Consider the following 26482-nt stretch of genomic DNA (forward strand, 5'->3'; position numbering starts at 1 on the left):
TTGTCCTCCGTCAAATACTCAGCCCGCGGCACGGACCATGTCCACGAAAAGGCGGTGCACTCGCCCGTCGCCGGTCAGTTCCGGGTGGAACGAGGTGGCGAGCACGTGCCCCTGCCGAACCGCGACGATCCTACCGGCGGCCTCTCCCGAGTCCTCGGATTCGGGCACCCGGGCGAGTACTTCCACTTCGGAACCCGCCGATTCGACCCACGGGGCGCGGATGAACACCGCGTGCACTTCGCCCACGTCGGTGAAGTCGAGGTCGGCTTCGAAGGAATCCACCTGCCTGCCGAAGGCGTTGCGCCGCACCACGATGTCGAGCCCGCCGAGTTGGTGCTGGTCGGGCCGCCCGTCGAGAACGCGGTCGGCGAGCAGGATCATCCCCGCGCACGAACCGTAGGTGGGCATGCCTTCCTTGATGCGCGCGCGCAGCGGCTCCAGCATCTCGAACGTGGCGAGCAGCCTGCTGATGGTCGTCGATTCGCCGCCGGGCAGCACCACACCGTCGACCTCGGCCAACTCCTCGGGCCGGCGGATCGGACGGGCCAGCACGTCGGCTTCGGCCAACGCGACCAGGTGCTCACGGACATCGCCTTGCAAGGCGAGGACTCCGACGACGGACACGGCTGTGGGTTCCTCTGTCTGGTTGTCGGCTCCGCCGACGGTCTCGTTGAACTCCCACCAGCCTAGGTGACCGGGTCGGACGGGTGCTCGTGGCACCCGTCCGACCCGGTCGGTCTTCCCCGGCGCGCTAGTCGCGCACCGCGACCCGTTCGGCGGCCTGGTGGGCCGTCGAACGACGGACAAGGCCCGCTCGCCGGCCGATGGACAGCGCCGGGGCGAGCACGGGAATGGAGCGGAAGGCGACCGGACCGGCAACGGACTTCGGTTCGCCGAAGAGCTTCACCGAGAGCAGGTCAACCACGGCCGGGAATCCGGGCGTGGTGCGCGCGGCACCCCGTTGTGGCAGGTCCGGGAGCCGTACCGGGCTTTGGTGTAGCCGCCGGCATCCGGTTCCGCACCCCCTGCTCATTCATCGAGACCAAACATTAGTGGCTGACGGCGGGCTCACGGAAATCGCTTGAGGAAGACTTGATGTAATGCTGTTCACAATGCCCGGAAAGGGCCTGGTCGAGATCGACCCAAATGTCTTCGACGTCCTCCAGGCCAACACTGAGGCGCAGCAGGTTCACGGGCACACCGGAGGCCTCGCGGTCGGCGGCGGGCACCAGTCGGTGAGTCGACGCGGCCGGGTGCTCGCGGGTGGTGAACGCGAGCACCGCGGTCGTGAGCCGGATCGGGCGGGTCGGGTCATCGCGCGCGGCCCCGACCCGCGTCCGGTCAGACGGTGATCCGGACCGACGACGTTCCCGCGCCGTGTGACCTGCCCGGCGAGCGGACGTCGTTCACGGTCGAGGTGTCGAAGGCGAACGTGATCACCGCCGTGGCGACGGCGTCGGCGTTGACGTCCAGTGCCTCCGCGTTGACGTTGCCGCGCAGGTCGTACGCCGCGTCCAACTGCGCGTACAGCGCGGCGTCGGCACCGTCGGCGACGGGCGTGAAGCTGTCGCACGGCTGGTGGTAGCACGGGTCGTACGCCGCGCCCGCGACGCCGCCGTACAGGGCCTGCTGTGCCGCGGTCTTCACGCCCTCCGCCCCGGTGAACAGGCCACCGGCCGGGATGCCCACGGCGATGAACGGGCCGTAGTCGGACCGGCCGGAGAACTCCGTGTCCTCCGAGGGCAGGCCGCGGTCGGCGTAGAACTTCTCGAACACGTCCTCGATCTGCGCCGAGCCGGGAGGGATGAAGTCGGGCGGGGCGGTGCCGCTGGAGTTGTCACCGTCGTAGATGCCGTAGAGGTAGTTCGGCGAGCCGACCATGTCGAAGTTCAGGTACAGCGCGATCCGGTCGCGCTCGGCCTGCGGCAGGGTGGCGATGTAGTGCTCCGAGCCGAGCAGCCCCTCCTCCTCGGCGCCCCACCACGCGAACCGGACCAGGTTGTTCGTCTTGACCTTGGCCATCCGGACCGCGATCTCCAGCAGCGCGGCGGAGCCGGTGCCGTTGTCGTTGATCCCGGCGCCATCCTGCACGCCGTCCAGGTGCGCGCCGGCCATCACGGTGTTGTCGGCCAGACCGTCACGCGACTCCGCGAACACGTTCCACGAGGTGCGGGTCTCCGATGTGAAGTCGACCTTCACCCGGACCACGCGCTGAGGGTCGACGGGTGCCAGTTCCGCGCCCACCTGGAAGGTGGCGAAGACGACCGGGATGGTCAGGCCGGGCGTGTCGCCGACCGGCCTGGACAGACCGGTGCGACCCGGCTGGCCCTCGTTGAACAGGATCACGCCGGACGCGCTCGCCGCCTGGGCGTTGAGCACCTTCTGGGTGAACCCGCACGTACCGCGTTGGATCAACGCGATCTGCCCCGCCGGGAAGCCGGCGAAGTCGGCGGCCTCGCAGCCGCTGGTGTTGGAGTTCGGCTCGGGTCCGGGCGGGAGGACGACGTCCACCGGGTAGAGCGGGGCGGTGACGTCGCCGAGAGCGGTCGGGGTGAAGCCGTTGCGGGTGAAGTCGCGGTCCCGGGCGTAGGTCGTCGGCGTGGGCGAGATCTGCCGCAGCTCGGACCTGTCCTCGACGTACGGGAACTCGAACTCCTGCACCGAGGGCGCGTACCCGGCGGCGGTCAGGGTGCGGACGACGTAGTCCACCGACGCCCGGTAGCCGGGCCTGCCCGCGGCGCGGTCGCCGTGGATGTCGGCGAAGGCCTGGAACGCGGCCATGTGCCGCAGCACCCCGTGGAGCGTGACGGCTTTGGTGAGCTTGGCCGGTGTGTTGTTGTTGGGATCGGCGGCGGCCGGGCCGACCACGAGCAGTGGTGCGGTCAGGACGAGCGCGGCGACGGCGAGCCGCCTGCGACGGGGACGTGCGGACATGACTTGCCTCCATGTGTGACAGATGCCACTCATGTGGTCGCCCGAACGCCGCCCTACCGTTACACCGATCGGCCCAGCACGCCACGCGTGGCGTTACCCCTGCCAGGGACGCACGTTGCCCCAGTCCCAGGTCGGCATGGGTTCGGCGGGGTTCGGCCGGGCGCCGGGGCTGGAGAAGATGACCGCCATCCGGGTGCCCCACTCCAGGTAGCCGACGAACGTCGGGTCGCTCGGGCATGGGGATCACCGTTGGCGGAGCCGACAATCGCCGAGTACGGCGGCCGGGACGACGTCGGCGGCTCGGTGGTGGCGTTCGACGTGTTCAACGCCGCGCAGGACCACGTGCTGCACGCCGCGCGGGCGCACGTGGACCCTAGTGGACGCGTTCGGCATCCCGGAGACGTGGCTCACCGCACCGATCGTTGCCTGAAAGGTCCAGAATAGGACGCATGGACAACAGCGCGCTGATCAGCATCGGCCTGGCCCGGTATGTGAAGGCGGTGGCCGAGGAGATCGGTGTGCCGCCCGAGGGCACCGAGTTCGAGGTCAGCGACACCGCCACCGCCTACCTGGGCCTGGAGGGGCCTGGCCCCGACCTGATGCTGTTGTGGAACGAGAAGCGCGGCTGGTCGATCGCGGTGGAGACCGACCCGACGGAGGCGCCGCTCGTCATCGCGCACCTGGGCATGCCACTGGTGCCGCCGCCGGACGCGGTGGCGCGGTTCGTGGACGACGTGTTGGCGGGCAAGCCGGGCAGCCCGGAGCCGGAGTTCGGTGTGACGCACGACCGCAATCGGCTGGCGACCCGGCTGAGCGACTACCTGTAGGCCGTCACCCGCGGCCGGTGATCTTCCCCCAGAGCGAACGCTTCCGCGGCTCGGGCTCGGGCTCGGGTTCGGGCTGCGGCTTCGGCCTCGGGGGTTGTGGGATCGGCGACGGCAGCGACTCGGTCGCGCCGATCACCGGGGGCGCTGCACTCCACAGACCCGCGTCCTCGTCGGCGTCGAGCAGGTACCGACTGCCCCCGCCGGCGCCTTCGAGATCCATCTTCCTGGCCAGTCCCGGTTCGACGGCGCGCGAGTGCAGGAACTGACCGCCGGGTTGCCGGTAGGAACTCCCTAGTGACACCTCGGACGGGTCCGGCTCGCCGTAGGCCTGGGCGGGCGGCGGAGGCACGGCTTGCGGGTGGACGAACTGGCCCCCCAGCCGGCCGTCCCCCTGGTCATATCCCGGCTGCGGTTCGGTCGGGCGCCAACCGGCCCCGGAGACCTGACCGCCTACCGGAATGCCCTGCGGTGGAGTGCGGTCAGGATCGTCGTCGTACGTGGACACCGCACGTACCTCCCATACGAGTGTGCCGTCACGGTTACGCTACGCGAACCTGTAGCGCCCGTGGGAGGAGAACAGTGCCGACCAGTTTGTTGGGGCTGGTGCTGTTCCTGGTCCTGCTCGCGCCGGGCTTCGCGTTCACAGCGCGTCGGGAGCGGGTGCGGTCGGGTCGGACGCTGTCGGCGTTCCGGGAGACCACCACCGTCGCGCTGGTGAGCGTGGCGGCCGACGGTGCCGTGCTCGGGTTGTTCGCGGTGCTGCGCATCGTGTTCCCGTCGTGGACGCCGGACGTCGGCGCGCTCGTGCGGGCACCCCAGCGGTACGCCGTCGAGCACTACGCGCAGCTGCTGAGCTGGGGCATCGGGCTGTTGGCGGTGGCCACGCTGGTGGCGTTCGCGGCCGGTGGCCGGCGGGGGAAGGAGCACGAGTCGGGTGTCTCGGCGTGGACGCTGCTGTTCACCGCGCACCCGGACGCGGCGGTCTTCGTCGGCTGCCTGCTGGACGACGGGTCGTACGTGGCCGGTCGGCTGCTGTCGTTCAGCCGGGCCGCCGAGGACGTGGCCGATCGCGAGCTCACGTTGACCGGCCCGATCACCTACCGGGCCCCGGAGAAGACGGAGACGTCGCTGCTGCCCGACGTCGGCGCGACCGCGATCAGCGCCCGGCGGATCGTGCTGCTGAACGTGTCGTACGTGCCGGAAGACGCACCGGCCTAAGACAGGCCGACGAACCGCAGGGCGGCGGTCGTCACGGCGGCCAGCACGACCACCACCACGAACGGCGCCTTCCGCCACGCCGCCACCCCGCCGACCAGCACACCGATCGGCAGAGCCAGGCCCGCGAACCCCTGGCCCTTGGTGAGCGTGGCCGTCGCGACCAGGGCGAACAGCAGGACCGTCGCCGACGTCGACATCAGCAGCTTGATCCGGTCGGACAGCTCCAACCGGTCGCGCAGCAGCGGTCCGGCCAGGCGGAACGCGTAGGTGCCGGCGGCCAGGACCAGGACGGCGGTCAGCGTCACGCCTGCACCTTCTGTCGTGCGGTGATCAGCAGGCCGCCCAGCGCGAACAGCACCGGGACGCCCGCGGGCAGGAACGGCGTGGCGGCCAGCGCGATGGCCGCGCCGAGCAGGGCGGCGTGCCGGGTGGTCTTGTCCTTGAGGACGGGCAGCAGGAGGGCGAGGAGCGCGGCGGGGAACGCCGCGTCCAGGCCGAAGGCGTTCGGGTCGCCGATGTTCTGGCCGATCAGCGCGCCGGCGACGACCGCGACGTTCCAGGAGATGAACACCACGATGCCGCACGACCAGTAGGCCGCCTTGGCCTTGCGCGGGTCGCTCTGGGCCAGCGCGAACGCGGTGGACTCGTCGATCAGCAGGTGGCTGCCGACGAGCCGTTGGAGCAGGCCCTTGCCCAGCACGTCGCCGACCGCGAGGCCGAACGGCAGGTGGCGGACGTTGAGCAGGAGTCCGGCCAACACCGCCGCGGCCGGGCTGCCCCCGGCGGTGATCACGCCGACCGCCATGAACTGCGAGCCACCCGCGAAGACCAGCAACGACATCACCACGGGCAACCACCACGCCAGACCCGCGCCGGTGGAGATCGCCCCGAACGAGGCACCGCTGACCGCAGCGCCGGCGGCCACCGCGGAGACGTCACGCAGCAGCTCAGGGTCCCAGGTTCGCCATATCGAACGCATCGCCTTCTAGAATGAACAGTGGATAGGCGTTCGTCAACCCGAACGATAGGACCGCTATGTCGAACACAGGCGCGCCGCTCCAGGTCATCGCCGCGTCATTGCGCCGAGAGCGTGAACGCGTGGGGCTGTCGTTGAGCGAGTTGGCCAAGCGCGCGGGGATCGCGAAGTCCACGCTGTCCCAGCTGGAGTCCGCGAGCGGAAACCCCAGCGTGGAGACCCTGTGGGCACTCGGCGTGGCGTTGGGCGTGCCGTTCTCGCACTTGGTCGATCCGCCGACCCCACGGGTCCGACTGATCCGCGCGGGCGAGGGCCCGGCGATCTACTCGGAACGCGCCAACTACACCGCGACACTGCTGGCATCCTGCCCCCCGGGCGCCCGACGCGACATCTACCAACTCCACCTGGAACCGGGCACACCCCGCGAGTCCGAACCGCACATGGCCGGGACCGTGGAACACCTGATCGTCAGCACCGGCCGCATGCTCGCCGGTCCGCAGCACGAAGAGATCGAACTGGGACCAGGCGACTACCTGCTGTACCCCGGCGACATCCCGCACACCGCCCAAGCACTGGAGCCCGGCACGACCGCCCTGCTGGTCTCAGAGCACGTCTAGAACACACGTTCGAGCGATCCAGTCGATGCGCACCACCGCCGATGGATCACGCATGTCACACACGACCACCCCATTAGCCTGGGCGACGTGAACTACGGACCAACCTGCGGCGACGACCCCTTCGGCCTGCACGCGCAGTTCGAACGCCAGTGGGCCGAGTTCGCCGACGGACCGACGATGGCCGACCTGCTGACCGACCTCGACGACTTCCGCAACGAAGCGGCGGGACCTGACGTCGTCTCAGCCCTGCACGAGAGCCGCGCCGAGCGCGACGCAGATTCGGCCGAGCCGTGGCGCCGGTAGTGATCGATGCGTCCGCGCTGCTGGAGATCATGATCGGCGCGGACCCGGCCCAGGAACTGCGACACAAAGTCATGACCAGAGAGCTCGTCGCTCCGGAGCTGGCCCTGACCGAGGTACTCGACGTGCTCCGCCGCCGAGCGCGCCTCGGCCACACAGGGCAACGGCAGGCCGACCGCGCCGCCCGGTGGTTGCCCCAAGCGCCGGTAGTGACGGCGGGCCACCGGGCGTACCTCGACCGCGCGTGGGCCCTGCGCGGCAGTGTCACCACCTACGACGCCCTCTACATCGCACTCGCCGGGCGGCTCGACGTACCGTTGATCACCTGCGACAAGAAGCTCGCCGGCTCGAACGGGCACCAGGTCGACATCGAGGTCTACCCGCTCCCCTGACCGAAACGACTGCGGCCCGCCGGAGGTCCGGCGGGCCGCAGTCGTCGCAAAGCGGGGAAAGTCTGAGCCTTACCAGCCGCGTTCGGCCAGGCGGTGGGGTTCGGGGATCTCGTCCACGTTGATGCCGACCATCGCCTCACCGAGGCCGCGCGACACCTTCGCGATCACGTCGGGGTCGTCGTAGAAGGTCGTCGCCTTCACGATCGCCTCCGCGCGCTGCGCCGGGTTGCCGGACTTGAAGATGCCCGAACCGACGAACACGCCCTCCGCACCGAGCTGCATCATCATCGCGGCGTCGGCGGGGGTGGCGATGCCGCCCGCGGTGAACAGCACGACGGGCAGCTTGCCGGCCTCCGCGACCTCGCGGACCAGCTCGTACGGGGCCTGGAGTTCCTTCGCCGCGACGTACAGCTCGTCGGCGGGCAGGTTCTGCAGCCGCAGGATCTCGGCGCGGATCTTGCGCATGTGGGTGGTGGCGTTGGAGACGTCACCGGTGCCGGCCTCACCCTTGGAGCGGATCATCGCCGCGCCCTCGGTGAGTCGGCGCAGCGCCTCGCCCAGGTTGGTCGCGCCGCACACGAACGGCACGGTGAACTGCCACTTGTCGATGTGGTTGGCGTAGTCCGCGGGGGTCAGCACCTCGGACTCGTCGATGTAGTCCACGCCGAGCGACTGGAGCACCTGCGCCTCGACGAAGTGGCCGATGCGAGCCTTGGCCATCACCGGGATGGACACCGCGTTGATGATGCCGTCGATCATGTCCGGGTCGCTCATCCTGGACACGCCGCCCTGCGCGCGGATGTCGGCGGGGACCCGCTCCAGCGCCATGACGGCCACCGCGCCCGCGTCCTCGGCGATCTTGGCCTGTTCGGCGTTGACCACGTCCATGATCACGCCGCCCTTGAGCATCTCCGCCATGCCCCGCTTGACGCGGGAAGTGCCGGTGACCTGGGTGCCGGCGTCGGGTGAAGTGGTCACGACCAACCTTTCTCGAAACGGTGGACCAACACCACCATGGTACGTCCGACGTGGACCGCCGAAGCATGCCAATCACGCCCGTTCTCAGCAGTCCACTTCCGCTCCCTTCGCAGGTAGTGGCCTACGCCACCCGCTGGAACAACCGTGTCGCCACCAGCGAGCCGACCCGGTGCCGCGGGCCCCGTCCACGACTCCGTCCGGGTTCCTCCTGCCGGTCGGTTGTGCCTGCTTGGGGTTGTCCCGCACGGCCCACGGGTGTGAGATCGAACACTAAACACTTGTGGAGGTTGATCCCATGGGTAGCAAACACTCGGACAACGGCCACTCGGCAGGCGCGGTCGCTGTGGACGACCCGGCCAAGGTCCGCAACGTCGTGCTGGTCGGCCCGTCCGGCTCCGGCAAGACGACGCTCGCCGAGGCCCTGCTCGCCAGCACCGGCGTGCTGACCCGAGCCGGATCGGTCACCGAAGGCAACACCGTGTGCGACCACGACCCTGCCGCGGTGCGCCAGCAACGGTCGGTCGGCCTGTCGGTGGCCCCGATCCGACACGGTGACATCAAGATCAACCTGATCGACACCCCCGGTTACGCGGACTTCGTCGGCGAGTTGCGGGCCGGGCTGCGCGCGGCCGACGCGGCGCTGTTCGTGGTGAGCGCGGCGGAGGGGGTGGACGCCACCACGGTCGCGCTGTGGGAGGAGTGCGCGACGGTCGGCATGCCGCGCGCGGTCGTCGTCGCCCGCACCGACCACCACCGCGCCGACGTGCTCACCGAGATCGCGTCCTGCCAGGCGGCGTTCGGCGCGGGTGTGGTGCCGCTGTACCTGCCTTCTCCGGACCGACCCGGCGACGAGCTGGTCAACCTGCTCACCACCGACGACCCCCGCTACGAGGAGCAGCGCAACGCGCTGATCGAGGGGATCATCGCGGAGAGCGAGGACGAGACTCTGATGGACCGCTACCTCGGTGGCGAGGACATCGACCAGGCCACGCTCATCGCGGACCTGGAGACCGCGGTCGCGCGCGGCTCGTTCCACCCGGTGATGCCGGTGTGCGCGATGACCGGGCTCGGCCTGCCCGAGTTGCTCGACGGCATCGCCCGCGCGTTCCCCTCTCCCCTGGAACACCCGCTGCCCGCCGTGACCGGCGTGGACGGCATCCCGCACCCGCGCATCGAGGCCGACCCGGACGGCCCGCTGGTGGCCGAGGTCGTGCGGACGGCCGTCGACTCGTACGTGGGCCGGGTGTCGCTGGTGCGCGTGTTCTCCGGGACGCTGCGCCCGGAACGGCCGGTGCACGTGTCCGGTCACGGCATGGCCGACCGCGGTCACGAGGACCACGACGTGGACGAGCGGGTGGCGCACATCTACTCGCCGCTGGGCGCGAACCTGCGCGAGGTGCCGTACTGCGTGGCGGGCGACCTGTGCGCGTTGACCAAGCTCGGCTCCGCCGAGACCGGCGACACGGTGTCCGCACCGGAGAAACCGCTGCTGATGGCGCCGTGGGAGATGCCCGAACCGCTGCTGCCGGTCGCGGTCGTGCCGCGCAGCCGCAGCGACGAGGACAACCTGGCCCGCAACCTGGGCAAGCTGGTGGCGGGCGACCCGACGCTGCGGCTGGAGCGCAACGCCGAGACCCATCAGCTGGTGCTGTGGTGCATGGGCGAGGCGCACGCGGACGTCGTGCTGGCCCGGCTGCGCGCGGGTGGCGCGGAGGTCGACACGGAGCCGGTGCGGGTGGCGTTGCGCGAGACGTTCGCCGGTCAGGCCAAGGGCCACGGGCGGCACGTGAAGCAGTCCGGCGGGCACGGCCAGTACGCGGTGTGCGACATCGTGGTCGAGCCCGTGCCGCGCGGGGACGGCTTCGAGTTCGTGGACAAGATCGTCGGCGGCGCGATCCCCAACCAGTTCATCTCCAGCATCGAGAAGGGCGTGCGGGCGCAGCTCGAACGCGGCCTCCACGGCGGGCACCCCGTGGTGGACATCCGGGTAACGCTCGTCGACGGCAAGGCGCACTCGGTCGACTCGTCGGACGCGGCGTTCCAGACGGCCGGTGCGCTGGCGTTGAAGGACGCCGCCGCCAACGGCAGGACCGTGTTGCTGGAACCGGTGGACGAGGTGATCGTGCGGCTGCCGGACGAGCACCTGGGCACCGTCCTCGGCGACCTGTCCAGCCGACGCGGCCGGGTGCTCGGCACCGAGGCGGACACCGCCGGCTACACGGTGATCCGCTCCGAGGTGCCCGCCACGGAACTGCTCCGCTACGCGGTCGAACTCCGCTCGCTGACCTCGGGCACCGGTACCTACACGCGCCGGTTCACCAGGTACGACCCACTACCCCACGCGTTGGCCGCCCAGGTGAAGTAGTCGCCGCGGGGACGAGCCGGGCCGGACACCGAACCGGCCCGGCCCCCGGCCTGCTCAGGTGTTCTGCGGGAAGCCGAGGTTCACCCCGCCGTGTGACGGGTCCAGCCACCGGCCGGTGATGACCTTGGTGCGGGTGAAGAAGTGCACGCCTTCCGGGCCGTACGCGTGCGAGTCGCCGAACAGGGAGTCCTTCCACCCGCCGAACGAGTAGTACGCCACCGGCACCGGGATGGGCACGTTCACGCCCACCATGCCGACCTCGACCTCGTTCTGGAACCGCCGCGCCGCGCCGCCGTCGTTGGTGAAGATCGCGGTGCCGTTGCCGTACTGGTTGGCGTTGACCACGTCCAGCGCGTCGTCGTACGTCGGCACCCGCAGCACCGACAGCACCGGACCGAAGATCTCGTCCCGGTAGATCGACATGTCCGTGCCGACGTGGTCGAAGAGTGTCGGTCCGAGCCAGAACCCGTCCGCGGCGCCGTCGATCAGGTGCCCCCGCCCGTCCACCACCAGCGACGCGCCTTCCGCCTCACCGGCGTCCACATAGGACGCCACGCGATCGCGGTGCGCGCCGGTCACCAGCGGGCCCATCTCGCAGCCCGGACGGCGGCCGTCGCCGACGTGCAGTTTCCGGATGCGATCCACGACCTTCGACACCAGCTCGTCGCCGACCGGGTCCACCGCGACCACGACCGAGATGGCCATGCACCGCTCCCCCGCCGACCCGAACCCGGCCGACACCGCCGCGTCCGCCGCCAGGTCCAGGTCCGCGTCCGGCAGCACCACCATGTGGTTCTTCGCGCCGCCCAGCGCCTGCACGCGCTTGCCGTGCCGCGTGCCGGTCTCGTAGACGTACCGCGCGATGGGTGTGGACCCGACGAACGACACCGCCTTCACGTCCGGGTGTTCGAGAATCCGGTCGACCGCCACCTTGTCGCCGTGCACGACGTTCAGCACGCCGTCCGGCAACCCGGCCTCGGCGAACAGCTCGGCGATGAAGTTCGATGCCGACGGGTCCTTCTCCGACGGCTTGAGCACCACCGCGTTGCCGCACGCGATCGCGTTGGGCACGAACCACAGCGGCACCATGGCCGGGAAGTTGAACGGCGAGATCACGCCGACCACACCCAGCGGCTGCTGGATCGAGTACACATCGACCTTGGTGGACGCGTTCTCGCTGAACCCGCCCTTGAGCAGGTGCGGGATGCCGCACGCGAACTCCACGGCCTCCAGCGCGCGCTGCACCTCCCCCGCCGCGTCGGACAGCACCTTGCCGTGTTCGGCGGTGACGATCGCGGTCAGCTCACCCTTGCGGGCGTTGAGGAGCTCGCGGAACGCGAACATCACGGTGGACCGCTGCGCCAGCGACGCGTTGCGCCAGGACGCGGCCGCCGACCGTGCCGCCGTCACCGCCTCGTCCACAGTGGACACGTCGGCGAAGTCGACCCGCGTCGCCACCTGCCCCGTCGCCGGGTCGTACACGTCGCCGGAACGCGCGCTCTCGCCGTGCCACGGCTTGCCGTTGATCCAGTGTGTGATCCGTCCGGGCGAGATGCTCACAGCACGTCCTCCAAGATGCCCAACGCCTCTTCGACCTCGTCCTCGGTCAACGTCATCGGGGGGGCGAGGCGGATGACGTTGCCGTACAGGCCGCCCTTGCCCACCAGCAGCCCGCGTTCCCGCGCGCCCTCCAGCACCGCGACCGCCTTCGCCGCGTCCGGCGCGCCGTCCGGGCCGACCAGCTCGACGCCGATCATCAGGCCCTTGCCGCGCACGTCCCCGACCGCCGGCCGGTCCGCCGCCATGTTGCGCAACCCGTCGATGAGCCGCGCGCCGAGCTTGGCGGCGTTGGCCTGCAGGTCGTGGTCGAGCAGGTAGTTCAGCGTGGCCAGGGCGCCGGTCGTGGAGATCGGGTTGCCGCCGAACGTGGACAGCGAGTGCGCCGTCAGGCAGTCCATGAGGTCACCGCGCGCGACCACGCCGCCGATCGCGAGACCGTTGCCCAGTCCCTTGGCGAACGTCATCGCGTCGGGCGTGACGCCGTGTGCCTGGATGCCCCAGAAGTGTTCCCCCGTACGGCCCCAGCCGGTCTGCACCTCGTCGGAGATGAACAGGATGCCGTACTCGTCCAGCACTTCCTTGAACGCGGCGAACAACCCGTCCGGCGGCGAGGAGAACCCGCCGACGCCCTGGATCGGCTCGGCGATCATGCACGCCACGTCGCCCGCGGTCGTCGTCTCGATCACCTCGCGCAGGTCCGCCACGCACGCCTTGACGTAGTCGGCGTCGGAGAGGTCCTTGAACGGGCTGCGGAACCGGTAGCCGCCGTGCACCCAGCTGACCTTCACCGGGCTGAGCGAGGACGCCGACCACGCGCGGTTGCCGGTGATGGCGACGGTGGCGAACGCGCGGCCGTGGTAGGAGTTGCGCAGCGCGAGGACCTGGTCGCTGCGGCGGAACTGGGTGGCCAGCATGAGCGCCGTCTCGTTGGCCTCGGTGCCGGAGTTGGTGAAGAACACCTTGGCGTCCGGGATGCCGGACAGCTCGGCGATCTTCTCCGCCAGCTCCACCTGCGAGCGGATCAGGTAGAGCGTGGAACTGTGCAGCACGCCGGTCGCCAGCTGGGACCGGATCGCGTCGGAGATCTCGGCCACGTCGTAGCCGATGGCGTTGGTCAGGATGCCGGCGAAGAAGTCCAGGTAGGTGCGGCCTTCGCGGTCGGTGACGCGGCGTCCGCTCGCGCTCGCCAGCTCGATCGGCCGGTCGTAGTAGAGGGCCATCCAGTCGGGCATCACGGCGCGGTGCCGGGCCAGCAACTCCTCGTGTCCCATCGCGTCCTCCGGTCGTAGTCCCTGACTACAGGAGTGTGGTCGGCGGTGCGGTAGGCCGCCATGGACAACCTGTACCGCTTTCGGGCCTGGCGCATTACGTTGTGTCCATGTACCCCACGGTCGCCGAAGCGCTCGCCCTGTCGGTGGTCCGGCGCGGGCAGCCCGCCGTGGTCGCCGGCACGGCCGGGATGGGCCGGCGGGTGCGGTGGGTGCACGTCGCCGAGGTGGCCGACATCGCGCATTTGCTGCGCGGCGGCGAGCTGGTGCTGACCACCGGGATCGTGCTGCCCGACGACCCGGCGGGGCTGCGCGAGTACGTCGCCGACCTGGCGTCCGTCGGGGCGTCCGGGCTGGTCGTGGAGCTGGGGCGGCGGTGGAGCGACGAGGTGCCGGGCGCGCTGGTGACCGCCGCCGAGCACCACGGGCTGCCGCTGGTCACGCTGGCGCGGGAGACCCGGTTCGTGTCGGTGACCGAGGCCGTGGTGGCGCTGATCGTGGACGCGCAACTGGCCGAGCTGCGGGCGGCCGAGCAGGTGCACGAGGCGTTCACCGCGTTGACCGTGGCCGGGGCCGAGCCCGCCGAGGTGCTGCGCGAGGTGGCCCGGACCGCCGGGCTGCCGGTGGTGCTGGAGACGTTGGGGCACGAGGTGCTGGCCTACGACGCGGCCGGGCAGGACCCGACCGCGCTGCTCGCCGATTGGGGGCAGCGGTCACGGGCGGTGGCCGTGTCCGAGCGGACCGCCTACCACGAGCAGACCGGGTGGCTGGTGACGGTGGTCGGCGCGCGGGGCGCGGACTGGGGGCGGCTGGTGCTGCTCAGCCCGGAGGCGCCGCCGCACCGGCACGTCGTGGTGGCCGAACGCGCGGCGTCGGCGTTGGCCGTGCACCGGTTGGTGGCGCGGGACCGCGAGTCGTTGGAACGGCAGACCCACCGCACGCTGCTCACCCAGCTGCTCGGCCAGCCGCCACATGACCTGCCGACACGGGCGGCGGCGCTCGGCGTACCGCTGGAACGGCGGCAGCTCATCGGGGTGGCGATCCGGCCGGGCACGGCCACCGCGCCCGCGCAGGCGTTGGCCTCGCAGGAGGTGCTGCGGGACCTCGCCGAGGCGACGGCGCTGGCGGCTCGGCGGGTGATGGTGCCCGCGCTGGTCGGCGTCGTCGACGACACGAGCGTGCGGGCGTTGCTGTCGTTGCCGCCGCAGGCCGGTCTGGACGGTGTGCTGCGGCGGCTGGCGCGGGAGGTGCACGGGAGGGCGGCGGCGACACCGCACGCGCTGCCCGTGGTGGTGGCCGTCGGCACGACCGTGACCACGCTGTCGGAGGTGCGGCGGTCGTTGGGCGAGGCGGCGCACGTCGCGGGCGCGGCACTGCGGTCGCCGGGAACCCGGCTCTACCACCGGCTGGACGATGTGCGGCTGCGCGGGCTGCTGCACCTGCTGCGCGAGGACGAACGGGTGCTGGCGTTCGCGGACCGCGAGCTGGGGTCGCTGCTGTCGCGGGACGGTGCCCAGGGCAGTCGGCTGCTGGAACTGCTGCGCTGCTTCTGCGAGCACGGCGGCAACAAATCCGCCGCTGCGGCCGCCGCCCACCTCTCCCGGACCGCGTACTACCAGCAGTTGAGCCGGATCGAGCAGGTGCTCGGGGTGTCCTTGGAGGACCCGGAGTCGGTGCTCTCGCTGTACGTGGCGTTGCTGGTGCAGGAGATGGGCGAGCGGGACCCTCAGGCGCCCCGCCCGCCCACGTCCACGACGTAGTCCGACGTTGCGGCTAGCCCAGCGTCGGCGCCTGCGCCGGCAGCGCGCCCAGGTCGGGGAGGGCGGGCGCCTCCGGGCCCACGGCCGGCGGCTGCACGCCCGGCAGCGCCGGGGCCGCGGGCAGGGTACGGGCCTGCGGCGCGAGCGCGTCGCCCACCGCCGGCAGGCTCGGCGCGGCCGGGGCCTCGATCGCGGCCGGGGCCGCCACCTGCGGCGCCCGGATGTCCGGCGCGCTGCCGGGCAGTGGTGCGGGCAGCGGTGCGGGCAGCTTCACGGCCTGACCGCTGAGCAGGTCGGTGGCGGGCTTGGTGGCGTCCAATCCGATCTCGGGGGCATTGCCGAATTTGCCGTCCACGATGTCGGTGGGGGCCTCGGCTGCGGACGCGGCGGACGCGAGCAGCGGAGAGGTACCGACGGCGAGCAGGGCGGCGGCACGCAGGAGTCCGCGCGTGCGGTTTCCAGACACGGTTTTCCTAACCTGGTTGGGGACCTGCAAGTTGACCTTTATGGCATCGACCGAAACCGCGCACTTCCGTAGCCGCTCGATCAGGTGATCTGTCGATCACGATCCGTGAGTGCTCCTCGGACGTCCGGGGCAGGCGGGAACGGCCGTTCGAGAGCCGGTCGAGGGCCGCGCGGACCGCATTGACCAGGGCCTGGGGTGGCAATGGGCACAGTGTGCGCTGATCATGGGAAGCGTGGACACTTTGCCACTCCCGACGCACGCGGGCCGACCGGAGGATGCCGGGATGGAAATCGCGCCGAATCGCCCGTACAAAGGGTGTTTCACGAGCGTAACAGGGAAGTGACTGATGGTCCTTGACCCCGCCGCAGCCCAGGCAACCCAGGTCACAGCCGATCCCGACGGCCGCGTCGAGCTTCGTGATCACTCCGCCATCGCGGACAGCCCGCACTACAACCCGGAACTGGCCCCGGTGCCGCTGGAGCAGCGCACCTGGTCGACGTACAACTTCTTCGCGCTGTGGATGGGCATGGCGCACAACATCCCCAGCTACACGCTCGCCGCGTCCCTGGTGGCGCTGGGGATGGACTGGGTGCAGGCGTTCCTGACCATCACCCTGGGCAACCTCATCGTGCTGGTCCCGATGCTGCTCAACAGCCACGCGGGCACGAAGTACGGCATCCCGTTCCCGGTGTTCGCCCGGGCGTTCTACGGGATCCGCGGCGCGAACCTGGTGGCGTTGCTGCGCGCGTTCATCGCGTGCGCGTGGTTCGGCATCCAGACGTGGGTCGGCGGCCTGGCGCTGCACGTGATCGTCGGCCGGCTGGCCGGTGACGGGTGGGTCAACGCCCCGGTCGTGCTGGGCCAGGTGTGGACGCTGTGGCTGTGCTTCCTGGGCTTCTGGGTGGTGCAGATGCTGATCATCTGGCGCGGTATGGACGCCATCCGGCGGTTCGAGAACTGGACCGCGCCGCTGGTCAGCGTCGGTTTCCTGATCCTGCTCGGGTACGTGGCGATCAAGGCGGGCGGGTTCGGCCCGATCCTGTCCGAGCCGTCCAAGCTCGGCTGGGGCGCGGACTTCTGGAAGGTGTTCTTCCCGTCGCTGATGGGCATGATCGCGTTCTGGTCGACGCTGTCGCTGAACATGCCGGACTTCACCCGGTTCGGCGGCAGCCAGCGCAAGCAGGTCGTCGGCCAGATCCTGGGCCTGCCCACCACGATGTCGTTCATCGCCATCGTGGCGATCCTGACCACGTCCGGCGCGATGGCGCTGTACGGCGAGGCGATCTGGGACCCGGCCGCGTTGGCCAGCCGGTTCGACAGCACCGCCGTGGTGCTGGTGGCCCTGGTGGCGCTGGTGTTGGCGACGGTGTCGGCGAACCTGGCGGCGAACGTGGTGAGCCCGTCGTACGACTTCTCCAACGCGTTCCCGAAGAAGATCACGTTCGCGGTGGGCGGCCTGATCACCGGCGTGATCGGCGTCGCGATCCAGCCGTGGCGGCTGATCTCGGACCCGGGCATCTACATCTTCTCCTGGCTCGGTTTCTACGGCGGCCTGCTCGGGTCCGTGGCCGGCGTGTTCATCGCCGGGTACTGGATCCTCGGCCGGACCAAGCTGGAACTGCCGGACCTGTACCTGTCCGGACGGGGCGCGTACTGGTTCAAGGCAGGCTGGAACTGGCGGGCGGTGGTGGCCACGCTGGTGGGCGCCGTGCTCTCCGTCGGCGGCGCGTACGGCGGGCCGTTCCCGGCCGACGGGCTGATCCCGTTCCTCAAACCGCTCTACGACTACAACTGGGTCGTCGGCATGGTCGGCGGCATGCTCGTCTACCTGGCGTTGACGCCACGGAGGGAGAACGCGTGAGCAACATCGTCCGAGCAGGTCTGGTGCAGCAGAAGTGGACCGGCGACAAGGAGTCGATGATCGCGAACGCGGTCGAGGCGGTCCGCTCCGCCGCGTCGCAGGGCGCGCAGGTCGTGTGCCTCCAGGAGTTGTTCTACGGGCCGTACTTCTGCCAGGTGCAGGACGCGGACTACTACTCCTACACCGAGGGCATCCCCGACGGTCCGACCACCGAGCTGATGTGCGAGCTGGCCGAGCAGCTGGGTGTCGTGCTGGTCGTGCCGATGTACGAGGAGGAGCAGCCGGGGGTGTACTACAACACCGCCGCGGTGATCGACGCGGACGGCACGTACCTCGGCAAGCACCGCAAGAACCACATCCCGCAGGTGAAGGGGTTCTGGGAGAAGTTCTACTTCAAGCCCGGCAACCTCGGCTACCCGGTGTTCGACACCGCCGTGGGCAAGGTGGGCGTCTACATCTGCTACGAGCGGCACTTCCCGGAGGGGTGGCGCGCGCTCGGGCTCAACGGCGCGCAGATCGTGTTCAACCCGTCGGCGACCAGCCGTGGTCTGTCGGAGTACCTGTGGCGGCTGGAGCAGCCCGCGGCGGCCGTGGCGAACGAGTACTACGTCGGCACGATCAACCGCGTCGGCGTGGAGCCGTTGGGCGACAACGAGTTCTACGGGCAGACGTACTTCGCCGACCCGCGCGGTCAGCTGGTGGGTGAGGCGGCCTCCGACACGGAGGAGGAGATCGTGGTCCGCGACCTGGACATGGACCTGCTGGCCGAGGTCCGCGACCTGTGGGCGTTCTACCGCGACCGCCGCCCCGACACGTACGAATCGCTGGTGAAGCCATGACCATCCTGATCAAGGGCGGCACGGTCGTGAACGCGACCGGCGCCGTCGCGGCCGACGTGCTGGTGGACGGCGAGAAGATCGCCGCCCTGCTGACGCCGGGTTTCCCGCTGGACGCCGACGAGGTCATCGACGCGACCGGCAAGTACGTCATCCCCGGTGGCATCGACGCGCACACCCACATGGAGATGCCGTTCGGCGGCACGTTCTCCGCCGACAGCTTCGAGACCGGCACGATCGCGGCGGCGTGGGGCGGTACCACCACGATCATTGACTTCGCCGTGCAGGTGAAGGGCACTTCGCTGCTGTCCACACTGGACAAGTGGCACTCCAAGGCCGACGGCAACTGCGCGATCGACTACGGGTTCCACATGATCGTCTCCGACGTCAACGACACGTCGTTGAAGGAGATGGAGTCCTGCATCGACGCGGGCGTGAACACGTTCAAGATGTTCATGGCCTACCCCGGTGTCTTCTACGCCACCGACGGCGAGATCCTGCGCGCCATGCAGAAGGCCCGGGAGACCGGCGCGACGATCATGATGCACGCGGAGAACGGCATCGCGATCGACCAGCTGGTGGCGCAGGCGTTGGCGCAGGGCCGCACGGACCCGGTCGAACACGGTCTGACCAGGCCCGCCGAGCTGGAGGGCGAGGCCACGTCCCGCGCGATCACGCTGGCCAAGGTCACCGGGTCGCCGCTGTACATCGTGCACCTGTCCGCCGCGCAGGCGTTGGACGCGGTGACGAAGGCGCGCGACACGGGGCAGAACGTGTTCGCCGAGACGTGCCCGCAGTACCTGTACCTGTCGCTGGAGGACCTGGCGAAGCCGGACTTCGAGGGTTCGAAGTACGTCGCCTCTCCCCCGCTGCGGCCCAAGGAGCACCAGTCGGAGCTGTGGCGCGGCCTGCGCACCAACGACCTGTCGGTGGTGTCGACCGACCACTGCCCGTTCTGCTTCAAGGACCAGAAGGAGATGGGTCGCGGGGACTTCTCCAAGATCCCCAACGGGATGCCGGGCGTCGAGCACCGGATGGACCTGCTGCACCAGGGTGTGGTGAAGGGCGAGATCACCCTTGAGCGGTGGGTGGAGATCTGCTCCACCACGCCCGCGCGGATGTTCGGCCTGCACCCCCGCAAGGGGATCATCGCGCCCGGCGCGGACGCGGATGTCGTGGTGTACGACCCCGCCGCGCAGCAGGTCATCTCGGCGGCCACTCACCACATGAACGTCGACTACTCGGCGTACGAGGGCATGGAGATCACCGGCAAGGTCGACACGGTGCTCTCGCGTGGCCGGGTGGTCGTGGACTCCGGTGGTTTCCGCGGTGCGACCGGGCACGGGAAGTTCCTGTCCCGCGAGCTGAACCAGTACCTGGTGTAGGAGGCGGAAAGTGGACTTCGGTGTAGTGCTCCAGACCGACCCGCCCGCGCGGGACGTGGTCGCGGGGATGAAGGCGGCGGAGGACAACGGTTTCCGGAACGGCTGGACGTTCGACTCGGTAGTGCTCTGGCAGGAGCCGTTCGTCATCTACTCGCAGGTGCTGGCGGCGACCAAAGAACTGACCATCGGCCCGATGGTGACCAACCCGAGCACCCGGGACTGGTCGGTGACCGCGTCGCTGTTCGCGACGTTGAACGACATGTTCGGCAACCGCACGGTGTGCGGTATCGGGCGTGGCGACTCGGCGCGACGGGTGATCGGGCAGAAACCGGCGTCGTTGGCGACCCTGGGTCAGGCCATGACGGTGATCAAGGAGTTGGCCGAGGGTCGCGAGGTCGAGCACCACGGCACACCGGTGCGCATCCCGTGGGTGCGCGACGGCAAGCTGGAGATGTGGATGGCCGCGTACGGGCCCAAGGCGTTGAAGATGGTCGGCGAGCAGGCGGACGGGTTCATCCTGCAGACCGCCGACCCGGACATCGCCCGGTGGACGATCGGGTCGGTGCGGGAAGCGGCGGTGGCCGCGGGCCGTGACCCGTCGGCCATCACGATGTGCGTGGCCGCGCCCGCGTACGTGGGCACGGACCTGCCGCACCAGCGGGACCAGCTGCGCTGGTTCGGCGGGATGGTCGGCAACCACGTGGCCGACCTGGTCGCGCGCTACGGCGACTCGGGTGCGGTGCCGGCGGCTCTGACGGAGTACATCAAGGGCCGCGAGGGCTACGACTACTCCCACCACGGCAAGGCGGGCAACCGGTCGACCGACTTCGTGCCGGACTCCATCGTGGACCGGTTCTGCCTGCTCGGCCCGGCGTCCGCGCACGTGGACCGGTTGCAGGAGCTGCGGGAGATCGGTGTGGACAACTTCGCGCTCTATCTGATGCACGACGACAAGGACAAGACCCTCGCCGCGTACGGGCACGAGGTGATCGGCCGAGTGTGACCCGATCGGGGGGTGTTTCGACCTCGGCCCGCGCACCCCCCGACCTCGGCCACCCGGTTTTGTCGGACCCCGTCGGTAGAATCGCTGCAAGGGTTCCCCTTGGCGGGGACCCTTGCGAAGCGTTCAGAGCTGGGCGGGGCCGGGATTGTCGGACCTCGTTGCTAGCGTCGCCGCATGATCCTTCCGACCGCTGCTGAAGAGGCCCGTTTCTGGGCGTTGCTGGAGACCGCGTGGGCGGGCGTGGGCCCCGAGGCGAACGAAGCCCGTGCGGCGCTGACCAAGCGCGATCCGTCCGATGAGGAGTTCGCCGCCTTCGACGTGGTCGCCGAGCTGGAGGAGCACCTGGACGCGGTGCTCGTGAACCTGAAGGACGCGGTCGCCGACGTGACGAGCGAGGAGCTCATCGCCCTGGACCGCGTGGTGGAGCGCAAGCTGTACGAGATCGACCGCAAGGACGTGCACGCGGTCACCGACGGCTCGGACGACGGGTTCCTGTACACGCGGGGCTTCATCGTCGCCTTGGGCCGTGAGTTCTACGAGGCTGTGGCGCGCGACCCGCGCGTGGCCGTGGAGGACGCGACCTTCCAGTCGCTGTGCTACTTCTTCGCCCACCTGCACGCCAACCGGTTCGGCGACTTCCCCAAGACCGGCTCGGGCATCTCGCGCGAATCGTTCTCCAACCCGGCGGGCTGGACGTCCTGACGCACGTCCGGGGCGTGGTGAACCCACGCCCCGGAGGTCACCTCACGGTGCCAGCGGGTTGCGGTAGGCCTTGCTGTCACACTCGGGGATGAACGTGTCGCGGCAGACGTAGATCGTGATCCACCGGATGTTGTCGATGTCGCTGGCGTGCACGTTGGTCCAGTAGGTCGAGGTGTTGCAGCCGGAGTTCAGCGTGCGCTCCTGACCGGTCCAGCGGTAGTCGACGTCGATGTACCAGAACACGGGCTGGCTGTCGCAGGCCAGGTCCGAGATGTTCGCCCTGGCGATGTTGAAGCTCTTGGCGCTCTGCCATGTGATGGTGCCCCACACGCGGGCGTGCCTCGTGCCGTTGGTCTCGTAGATGTCGTAACCCGACGACTCCGCCAACGCGGGCGTCGCGCCGACACCGACGACGACGCTCAGCGCGAGGGCCATCGACGTCAGTGCCTTGATGATGAAACGCACGGTTCTCCCTCAATCTTCCACTCACCCATTCGGGCGACCAGGAGAGTTAACACGTGAGCACCACTCATGATCAACCGATCACACTTGACTCGAACACCGGTGATCAGGGCCCACCTCCGGGGCAACCCTGACGCGGACCGGTGCACCCGGTGCTACCGTCGAACGGGTGATCGACTTCGAGAAGCAGTCAGTGTTCAAGCTGGCGCCGTGCCGGCCCGAGGACATCGCGTCGCAGGTGTCGCCGATCCTGATCCAGGGCGAGCAGATCGTGTCGAGCTTCAAGACCGTGCGGGACTTCGTGGTGTTCACCAACAAGCGGGTGATCGCGGTGAACGTCCAGGGCATGACCGGCCGCAAGAAGGACTTTACGTCACTGCCCTACAGCCGGGTGCAGGCGTTCTCCATCGAGACGGCGGGCACGTTCGACATGGACACCGAGATGGACCTGTGGTTCAGCGGCCTGGGTCAGGTGCGGCTGGAGTTCAAGGGTCACGCCGACGTGCGGTTGCTGGGCCAGATGATCGCCACGTTCATCCTCTAGCCACGGGCCGGGTCATCGCACCGAACGAGTGGTGCCGTCCCACTCGGTCAGGGCGCCGGGCAGCATCTCGGCGAGCTGCACGGGGTACACGGTCGCGTCGGTGGACGCGAGTTCCTCCGCCGACCACCACCGGTGGCGGCGGATGGTCTGTTGTTCGATGGCGTTGAACCCCGAGGTGTCCAACTCCAGGCCGGCGGTCACCCGCGCGACGAAGAACCACTCGGTCGCCGCCAACGTCACGCCGTCGAACGTGACCACGGCGTGCCGCTTCCACACCGGGCCGACCAGGTCGTCGGCGGCGATCTTCGCGCCGGTCTCCTCGAACACCTCGCGCACCGCCGCCGCCCGGAGCTCCTCCCCCGGCTCGACCCCGCCGCCGACGGTGAACCAGAACAGTTCGTCCGGTTTGCTGGGGTCGAAGCCCTCGAACATGAGCACGCGGTCCTCGGGGTCCAGCAGCACGACCCGCGCCGCCACGCGCTGGGTCGTGGACGACTCGACGTCCACTTCCGGCTCGGCGATCTCGAAGTACGACGGCGTGGGCGCGGTGCCCGCGAGTCGCAGCCACCGCACGGACCGCCGCCGGCGCAGCGCCAACGTGTCGCGCACGGCGTCGTTGTGCACCCGCCGCGCCAGCACGACCCGCTGTTCGGCGTCGGACAGCTCGGCTGCCAGCGCGGGCTCCAGCACCGTCCGGTCGAGCGCTTCCAACAACGCCGAAAGCCGGTTCTCCGCCGCCTCACGGTCGGCCCGCGCCGCCCGCTCCGCCCGGTCCGCCGCCGCACGCAGGTCCGGCTTGCCGCACACCACCGCCACCGCTCGCGTCACCACCGACCGCCGCGCCAGGGCCGCGTCGAGAGCCGCCCAGGCCGCGTCCGTGCGCACGTGCAGCCGGTCCAGCCGGTTGGCCGTGCCGAGCGTCCACGGCCCGATCAGCACCGCCAACCCCAACAGCACCAGGAACGTCGTCGCGACGCCGGAACTGGTCACGCCTCACCCACCTGGCGCGGGTCGGCCGCCATGGCGCTCTCGTAGACCCGCAGCACCTGCGCCGCCACCACCGACCAGTCGAACATCATCACCCGCTGCCGCGCGGCGTCCACGTAGTCCGCCCGCCGCGTCGGATCGGTCAGCAGGCCCCGCAACGCCGTCGCCAACGCGTCCGGGTCGCCGACCGGGGTCAGCACGCCGGTCTTGCCGTCGTCCAGCACGCGCCGGAACGCGTCCAGGTCGCTCGCCACCACCGCCGCCCCCGCCGACATCGCCTCGGTGAGGATGATCCCGAAGCTCTCGCCCCCGGTGTTGGGCGCGCAGTAGACGTCCACGCTGCGCAGGGCACGCGCTTTGGTCTCGTCGTCCACCATGCCGAGGAACACCATCCGCGACGCCAGTTCCGGTCCCGCCTGCTTGCACAGCTCTTCCTGGTCGCCGCGCCCGACCACGAGCAGCCGCACGTCCGGCAGGTCCAGCGCCCGCAACGCGTCCAGCAGCACCGGCATGCCCTTGCGCGGCTCGGTGAACCGGCCGACGAAGCCGACCGTGCCGCCGGGGCGCGGGTAGCCGTCCAACGGCGCCGCGTCGGCGAAGAACCCGACGTCCACGCCGTTGGGGATCTCCACCGCGTCACCGCCCAGGTGCTCCACCTGCACGCGCCGGGCCAGCGCGGACACCGCGATGCGGGCGGTGATCTTCTCCAGGAACGGCTGGAGCACCACCTGGAACGCCGACAGCATCTTCGAGCGCGGCGTGGAGGTGTGGAAGGTGGCCACGATCGGCCCGTCGGCCACCATCAGCGCCAGCATCGACAGCGACGGCGCGGTGGGCTCGTGCAGGTGCAGCACGTCGAAGTCGTGTTCGGCGATCCACCGCCGGACCCGGGTGAACGACACCGGTCCGAACGACAGCCGCGCCACCGACCCGTTGTACGGGATGCCGACCGCGCGGCCGGCGGACGTGACGAACTCCGGCACGGGTGTGTCGTCGTCGGCGGGCGCCAGCACCTCCACCTCGTGCCCGAGACCGCGCAGGGCGCGCGCCAGGTCGACCACGTGCGCCTGCACGCCTCCGGGTACTTCGAAGGAGTACGGGCAGACGATGCCGACCTTCACGCTGTTTCCCCCCGGCGGGCCAGCACCCGGCGCAGCGCCTTCTGCCTGCTCTCCGGCAGGTCGGCCACCCACAGCTGCTGCATCATGTGCCAGTCGGTGGGGTGCGCGGCGATGTCGGCGGCGAACACATCGGCCATCTGCTGGGTCGCGGCCGGCACGCTGGCCGTGCCGGCGACCCGGATCGGCGGGTGCAGCCGGATGACCCAACCGTCCTCGGTGAACCACAGACCGGCCGGGATCAGCGCCGCGCCGGTGGTCGCGGCCAGGTGCGCGGGACCGGCGGGCATCATCGTGCGCTCGCCGAAGAACGTCACCGGCACACCGCCCGCGGTGAGGTCGCGGTCGGCCAGCAGGCAGACGACCTTGTTCGCGCGCAGCCGTTCGGCGAGCACGAGCGCCGGGTTGCGGTCGCCGCCGGTCAGCGGCACCACGTCGAAACCGAGGCTCTCCCGGAACGCGATGAAGCGCCGGTAGAGCGATTCGGGCTTGAGCCGTTCGGCGACGGTGGTGAACGTGCCGCAGTGCCCGACCAGCCAGACGCCGGCCATGTCCCAGTTGCCGCAGTGCGGCAGCGCGATCACCGCGCCGTGGCCCTCGGCCAGTGCCGCGTCCAGGTTCTCGACGCCGCTCATGGTCCGGTCGCACTCGGCGTAGGCGGCCTTCAGGTCCAGCGACGGCAGCCGGAACGCCTCGCGCCAGTACCGCGCGTAGGAGCGCACCGACAGCCGGACCAGCTCGTCCAGTTCCGCCTCGCCCGCCTGCGGCACGACCCGGCGCAGGTTGGCCCGCAGCTGCCGGACGCCACCGCCGCCGCGTTTCGCGGCCCGGTCGGCGACCGCGTCGAACAGACCTCGGGCCACCTTCTCGGGCAGCAGCCGCACCAGGCGCCAACCGGCCGCGTAGCCGAGGTCGGCCAGCCGTTCTTTCACGTCCCGAACTCCTTCGCGGCGCGGCTCACGGCCAGGATGCGTTGCACCACGGTGATCGTCACCAGCGCCGCCAGCAGGTACAGCGCGATCGGCAGGATGTAGGGCACGCCGAGCCCGTGCAGGCCGACGCCGACCAGCGCGACGATGAACCGCTCGGCGCGTTCGGCCAGCCCGCCGTCGGCGGAGAGCCCGGACGCCTCGGCGCGCGCCTTCACGTACGAGGTGACCTGCGCGCCGACCAGCGACACTAGCGTCGCCGCGGCCAGGCCCCGCTCGTCCGCGTCGAACGCCCACCACGCGATGGCGGCGAACAGCGCGCCGTCGGCGATGCGGTCGCAGCTCGCGTCCAGCACGGCGCCGAACTTCGTGCCGCCGCCCTGCGCGCGCGCCATCGCGCCGTCGATCAGGTCGAACAGCACGAACACGGTGACCAGCGCCGCGCCGGTGAACAGCTGTCCGCGCGGGATGAACCACAGCGACACGGCGACGGAGCCGACGGTGCCGAGCACCGTGACGGTGTTCGGGGTGAGGCCGCGGCGGAGCAGCCACCTCCCGATCGGATCGGTGACGCGCGAAACCGAGGCGCGGGCGAAGATGTTCAGCATGGGGTGGCGAGGCACCTACCGACGGGGACGAAGTGGTCCCCGGCAGCCTAACCACCCAGCTCAGCCGAGCTTGCGGTGGTCCCTGGAGATCTGCTCCAGCAGGTCCTCCAGCGCGTCGCCGCGCACCGCCAGCCGTTCGAGCCTGCCGAACAGCGCCAGGTACTCGCGCACGTCGTGCGGGTCGGTGATGGTCGCGTTGCCGGTCAGCACGCTCAACGTCACCACACGCTCGTCGTAGACCTGGAACCCGTGCAGGGCCACCATGTTCGCGTCCGCCGTCCACGGCACCACGCCGAGCTGCACATTGGGTCTTCGCATGATCTGCGTGAGGTGGTCGATCTGCTCGCACATCAGGTCGGCCGACCCCATGCGCCAGCGCAACGCGC

The 26482-nt window shown here is 70.2% G+C and carries 31 protein-coding genes; 14 read left to right on the plus strand and 17 right to left on the minus strand.

Annotated features, from left to right (window positions below):
- Positions 1-18 precede the first annotated feature (18 nt).
- From pdxT to ALI22I_RS32140, 4 genes are all read right to left on the minus strand, one after another.
- Entirely contained in the window at positions 19-624 is a 606-nt protein-coding gene (pdxT, locus tag ALI22I_RS32130; protein WP_077009243.1) for a pyridoxal 5'-phosphate synthase glutaminase subunit PdxT, read from the minus strand.
- A gap of 127 nt (positions 625-751) precedes the next feature.
- Positions 752-925: a hypothetical protein gene (locus ALI22I_RS51395; RefSeq protein WP_179118437.1), complete on the minus strand. Its 174-nt coding sequence runs from the start codon at positions 923-925 to the stop codon at positions 752-754.
- A gap of 124 nt (positions 926-1049) precedes the next feature.
- A complete protein-coding gene (locus tag ALI22I_RS48040) occupies positions 1050-1280 on the minus strand; it encodes a PLP-dependent transferase (RefSeq protein WP_238598686.1) in 231 nt (76 codons plus the stop codon).
- Positions 1281-1341: 61 nt separating this feature from the next.
- Positions 1342-2934, minus strand: a complete 1593-nt coding sequence (locus ALI22I_RS32140) for a M28 family metallopeptidase (RefSeq protein WP_077009244.1) — start codon at positions 2932-2934, stop codon at positions 1342-1344.
- Positions 2935-3183: 249 nt separating this feature from the next.
- Between ALI22I_RS32140 and ALI22I_RS32150 the strand changes: the two genes are divergently transcribed.
- On the plus strand, positions 3184-3378 hold the full coding sequence (locus tag ALI22I_RS32150) for a hypothetical protein (RefSeq protein WP_077009245.1): 195 nt from the start codon (positions 3184-3186) through the stop codon (positions 3376-3378).
- Between the two features lie 5 nt (positions 3379-3383).
- Positions 3384-3761 carry a DUF6292 family protein gene (locus tag ALI22I_RS32155; RefSeq protein ID WP_077009246.1) on the plus strand — a complete coding sequence of 126 codons (378 nt, stop codon included), beginning with the start codon at positions 3384-3386 and terminating at the stop codon, positions 3759-3761.
- 4 nt (positions 3762-3765) lie between these two features.
- On the opposite strand, the gene ALI22I_RS32160 is transcribed toward ALI22I_RS32155, so the two are convergent.
- Complete coding sequence (locus tag ALI22I_RS32160; protein ID WP_077009247.1) at positions 3766-4266, minus strand: hypothetical protein; 501 nt, start codon at positions 4264-4266, stop codon at positions 3766-3768.
- Positions 4267-4340: 74 nt separating this feature from the next.
- Here ALI22I_RS32160 and ALI22I_RS32165 point away from each other — a divergent pair, with 74 nt between their 5' ends.
- Positions 4341-4979, plus strand: a complete 639-nt coding sequence (locus tag ALI22I_RS32165) for a DUF6338 family protein (protein ID WP_077009248.1) — start codon at positions 4341-4343, stop codon at positions 4977-4979.
- Here ALI22I_RS32165 and ALI22I_RS32170 read toward each other — a convergent pair.
- Entirely contained in the window at positions 4976-5284 is a 309-nt protein-coding gene (locus tag ALI22I_RS32170) for an AzlD domain-containing protein (protein WP_077009249.1), read from the minus strand. The genes ALI22I_RS32165 and ALI22I_RS32170 overlap by 4 nt on opposite strands.
- Positions 5281-5958: an AzlC family ABC transporter permease gene (locus ALI22I_RS32175; protein WP_077009250.1), complete on the minus strand. Its 678-nt coding sequence runs from the start codon at positions 5956-5958 to the stop codon at positions 5281-5283. The genes ALI22I_RS32170 and ALI22I_RS32175 overlap by 4 nt, the downstream gene beginning before the upstream one ends.
- A gap of 56 nt (positions 5959-6014) precedes the next feature.
- Here ALI22I_RS32175 and ALI22I_RS32180 point away from each other — a divergent pair, with 56 nt between their 5' ends.
- The 3 genes from ALI22I_RS32180 to ALI22I_RS32190 all read left to right on the plus strand — a co-directional run bounded on the left by ALI22I_RS32180 (position 6015) and on the right by ALI22I_RS32190 (position 7264).
- Positions 6015-6572, plus strand: coding sequence for a helix-turn-helix domain-containing protein (locus ALI22I_RS32180; RefSeq protein ID WP_077009251.1), 558 nt, complete (start codon positions 6015-6017; stop codon positions 6570-6572).
- A gap of 87 nt (positions 6573-6659) precedes the next feature.
- On the plus strand, positions 6660-6875 hold the full coding sequence (locus ALI22I_RS32185; RefSeq protein ID WP_077009252.1) for a hypothetical protein: 216 nt from the start codon (positions 6660-6662) through the stop codon (positions 6873-6875).
- Complete coding sequence (locus tag ALI22I_RS32190) at positions 6875-7264, plus strand: type II toxin-antitoxin system VapC family toxin (protein ID WP_083752173.1); 390 nt, start codon at positions 6875-6877, stop codon at positions 7262-7264. The genes ALI22I_RS32185 and ALI22I_RS32190 overlap by 1 nt, the downstream gene beginning before the upstream one ends.
- Before the next feature lie 69 nt (positions 7265-7333).
- On the opposite strand, the gene pdxS is transcribed toward ALI22I_RS32190, so the two are convergent.
- Positions 7334-8242, minus strand: a complete 909-nt coding sequence (pdxS, locus tag ALI22I_RS32195) for a pyridoxal 5'-phosphate synthase lyase subunit PdxS (RefSeq protein WP_202971111.1) — start codon at positions 8240-8242, stop codon at positions 7334-7336.
- 295 nt (positions 8243-8537) lie between these two features.
- Between pdxS and ALI22I_RS32200 the strand changes: the two genes are divergently transcribed.
- Positions 8538-10607 (plus strand): elongation factor G-like protein EF-G2, encoded by a 2070-nt coding sequence (locus tag ALI22I_RS32200; RefSeq protein ID WP_077009254.1) that lies wholly within the window; start codon positions 8538-8540, stop codon positions 10605-10607.
- A gap of 54 nt (positions 10608-10661) precedes the next feature.
- Here ALI22I_RS32200 and ALI22I_RS32205 read toward each other — a convergent pair whose 3' ends face one another.
- Both ALI22I_RS32205 and ALI22I_RS32210 read right to left on the minus strand, forming a co-directional pair.
- The gene (locus ALI22I_RS32205; RefSeq protein WP_143532538.1) at positions 10662-12167 is read right to left on the minus strand and encodes a CoA-acylating methylmalonate-semialdehyde dehydrogenase; all 1506 of its coding nucleotides are present in this window, start codon (positions 12165-12167) and stop codon (positions 10662-10664) included.
- The gene (locus tag ALI22I_RS32210; protein WP_077009255.1) at positions 12164-13438 is read right to left on the minus strand and encodes an aspartate aminotransferase family protein; all 1275 of its coding nucleotides are present in this window, start codon (positions 13436-13438) and stop codon (positions 12164-12166) included. Before ALI22I_RS32210 ends, ALI22I_RS32205 begins: the two co-directional genes overlap by 4 nt.
- 107 nt (positions 13439-13545) lie before the next feature.
- On the opposite strand from ALI22I_RS32210, the gene ALI22I_RS32215 reads away from it, so the two are divergent.
- The gene (locus ALI22I_RS32215; RefSeq protein ID WP_077009256.1) at positions 13546-15195 is read left to right on the plus strand and encodes a PucR family transcriptional regulator; all 1650 of its coding nucleotides are present in this window, start codon (positions 13546-13548) and stop codon (positions 15193-15195) included.
- 13 nt (positions 15196-15208) lie between these two features.
- On the opposite strand, the gene ALI22I_RS32220 is transcribed toward ALI22I_RS32215, so the two are convergent.
- Entirely contained in the window at positions 15209-15661 is a 453-nt protein-coding gene (locus ALI22I_RS32220; RefSeq protein ID WP_077009257.1) for a hypothetical protein, read from the minus strand.
- Between the two features lie 346 nt (positions 15662-16007).
- On the opposite strand from ALI22I_RS32220, the gene ALI22I_RS32225 reads away from it, so the two are divergent.
- The 5 genes from ALI22I_RS32225 to ALI22I_RS32245 all read left to right on the plus strand — a co-directional run bounded on the left by ALI22I_RS32225 (position 16008) and on the right by ALI22I_RS32245 (position 21448).
- A complete protein-coding gene (locus ALI22I_RS32225) occupies positions 16008-17522 on the plus strand; it encodes an NCS1 family nucleobase:cation symporter-1 (protein ID WP_077009258.1) in 1515 nt (504 codons plus the stop codon).
- Positions 17519-18361: a nitrilase-related carbon-nitrogen hydrolase gene (locus ALI22I_RS32230; RefSeq protein WP_077009259.1), complete on the plus strand. Its 843-nt coding sequence runs from the start codon at positions 17519-17521 to the stop codon at positions 18359-18361. The genes ALI22I_RS32225 and ALI22I_RS32230 overlap by 4 nt, the downstream gene beginning before the upstream one ends.
- Positions 18358-19743 (plus strand): dihydropyrimidinase, encoded by a 1386-nt coding sequence (gene hydA / locus ALI22I_RS32235; protein ID WP_077009260.1) that lies wholly within the window; start codon positions 18358-18360, stop codon positions 19741-19743. The genes ALI22I_RS32230 and hydA overlap by 4 nt, the downstream gene beginning before the upstream one ends.
- Positions 19744-19753: 10 nt before the next feature.
- Complete coding sequence (locus ALI22I_RS32240) at positions 19754-20746, plus strand: TIGR03842 family LLM class F420-dependent oxidoreductase (RefSeq protein ID WP_077009261.1); 993 nt, start codon at positions 19754-19756, stop codon at positions 20744-20746.
- A gap of 174 nt (positions 20747-20920) precedes the next feature.
- The gene (locus ALI22I_RS32245; protein ID WP_077009262.1) at positions 20921-21448 is read left to right on the plus strand and encodes a DUF4240 domain-containing protein; all 528 of its coding nucleotides are present in this window, start codon (positions 20921-20923) and stop codon (positions 21446-21448) included.
- A gap of 42 nt (positions 21449-21490) precedes the next feature.
- Here the strand turns inward: ALI22I_RS32245 and ALI22I_RS32250 are convergent, their stop codons facing one another.
- On the minus strand, positions 21491-21913 hold the full coding sequence (locus ALI22I_RS32250; protein WP_077009263.1) for a hypothetical protein: 423 nt from the start codon (positions 21911-21913) through the stop codon (positions 21491-21493).
- A 166-nt stretch (positions 21914-22079) separates the two neighbouring features.
- Between ALI22I_RS32250 and ALI22I_RS32255 the strand changes: the two genes are divergently transcribed.
- Positions 22080-22454 carry a PH domain-containing protein gene (locus tag ALI22I_RS32255; protein ID WP_077009264.1) on the plus strand — a complete coding sequence of 125 codons (375 nt, stop codon included), beginning with the start codon at positions 22080-22082 and terminating at the stop codon, positions 22452-22454.
- A 12-nt stretch (positions 22455-22466) separates the two neighbouring features.
- Here ALI22I_RS32255 and ALI22I_RS32260 read toward each other — a convergent pair whose 3' ends face one another.
- The 5 genes from ALI22I_RS32260 to ALI22I_RS32280 form a co-directional block, all read right to left on the minus strand.
- Complete coding sequence (locus tag ALI22I_RS32260; RefSeq protein ID WP_077009265.1) at positions 22467-23444, minus strand: NUDIX hydrolase; 978 nt, start codon at positions 23442-23444, stop codon at positions 22467-22469.
- Positions 23441-24562: a glycosyltransferase family 4 protein gene (locus tag ALI22I_RS32265; protein WP_077009266.1), complete on the minus strand. Its 1122-nt coding sequence runs from the start codon at positions 24560-24562 to the stop codon at positions 23441-23443. Before ALI22I_RS32265 ends, ALI22I_RS32260 begins: the two co-directional genes overlap by 4 nt.
- A complete protein-coding gene (locus ALI22I_RS32270) occupies positions 24559-25491 on the minus strand; it encodes a phosphatidylinositol mannoside acyltransferase (protein WP_077009267.1) in 933 nt (310 codons plus the stop codon). The genes ALI22I_RS32265 and ALI22I_RS32270 overlap by 4 nt, the downstream gene beginning before the upstream one ends.
- A complete protein-coding gene (gene pgsA / locus ALI22I_RS32275) occupies positions 25488-26096 on the minus strand; it encodes a phosphatidylinositol phosphate synthase (protein ID WP_077009268.1) in 609 nt (202 codons plus the stop codon). Before pgsA ends, ALI22I_RS32270 begins: the two co-directional genes overlap by 4 nt.
- A gap of 60 nt (positions 26097-26156) precedes the next feature.
- Positions 26157-26482, minus strand: a 326-nt coding sequence (locus ALI22I_RS32280; protein ID WP_238598687.1) for a Scr1 family TA system antitoxin-like transcriptional regulator, incomplete at its 5' end; no start/stop codon positions are given.

It is taken from the genome of Saccharothrix sp. ALI-22-I (assembly GCF_001984175.1).
GTDB lineage: Bacteria > Actinomycetota > Actinomycetes > Mycobacteriales > Pseudonocardiaceae > Actinosynnema.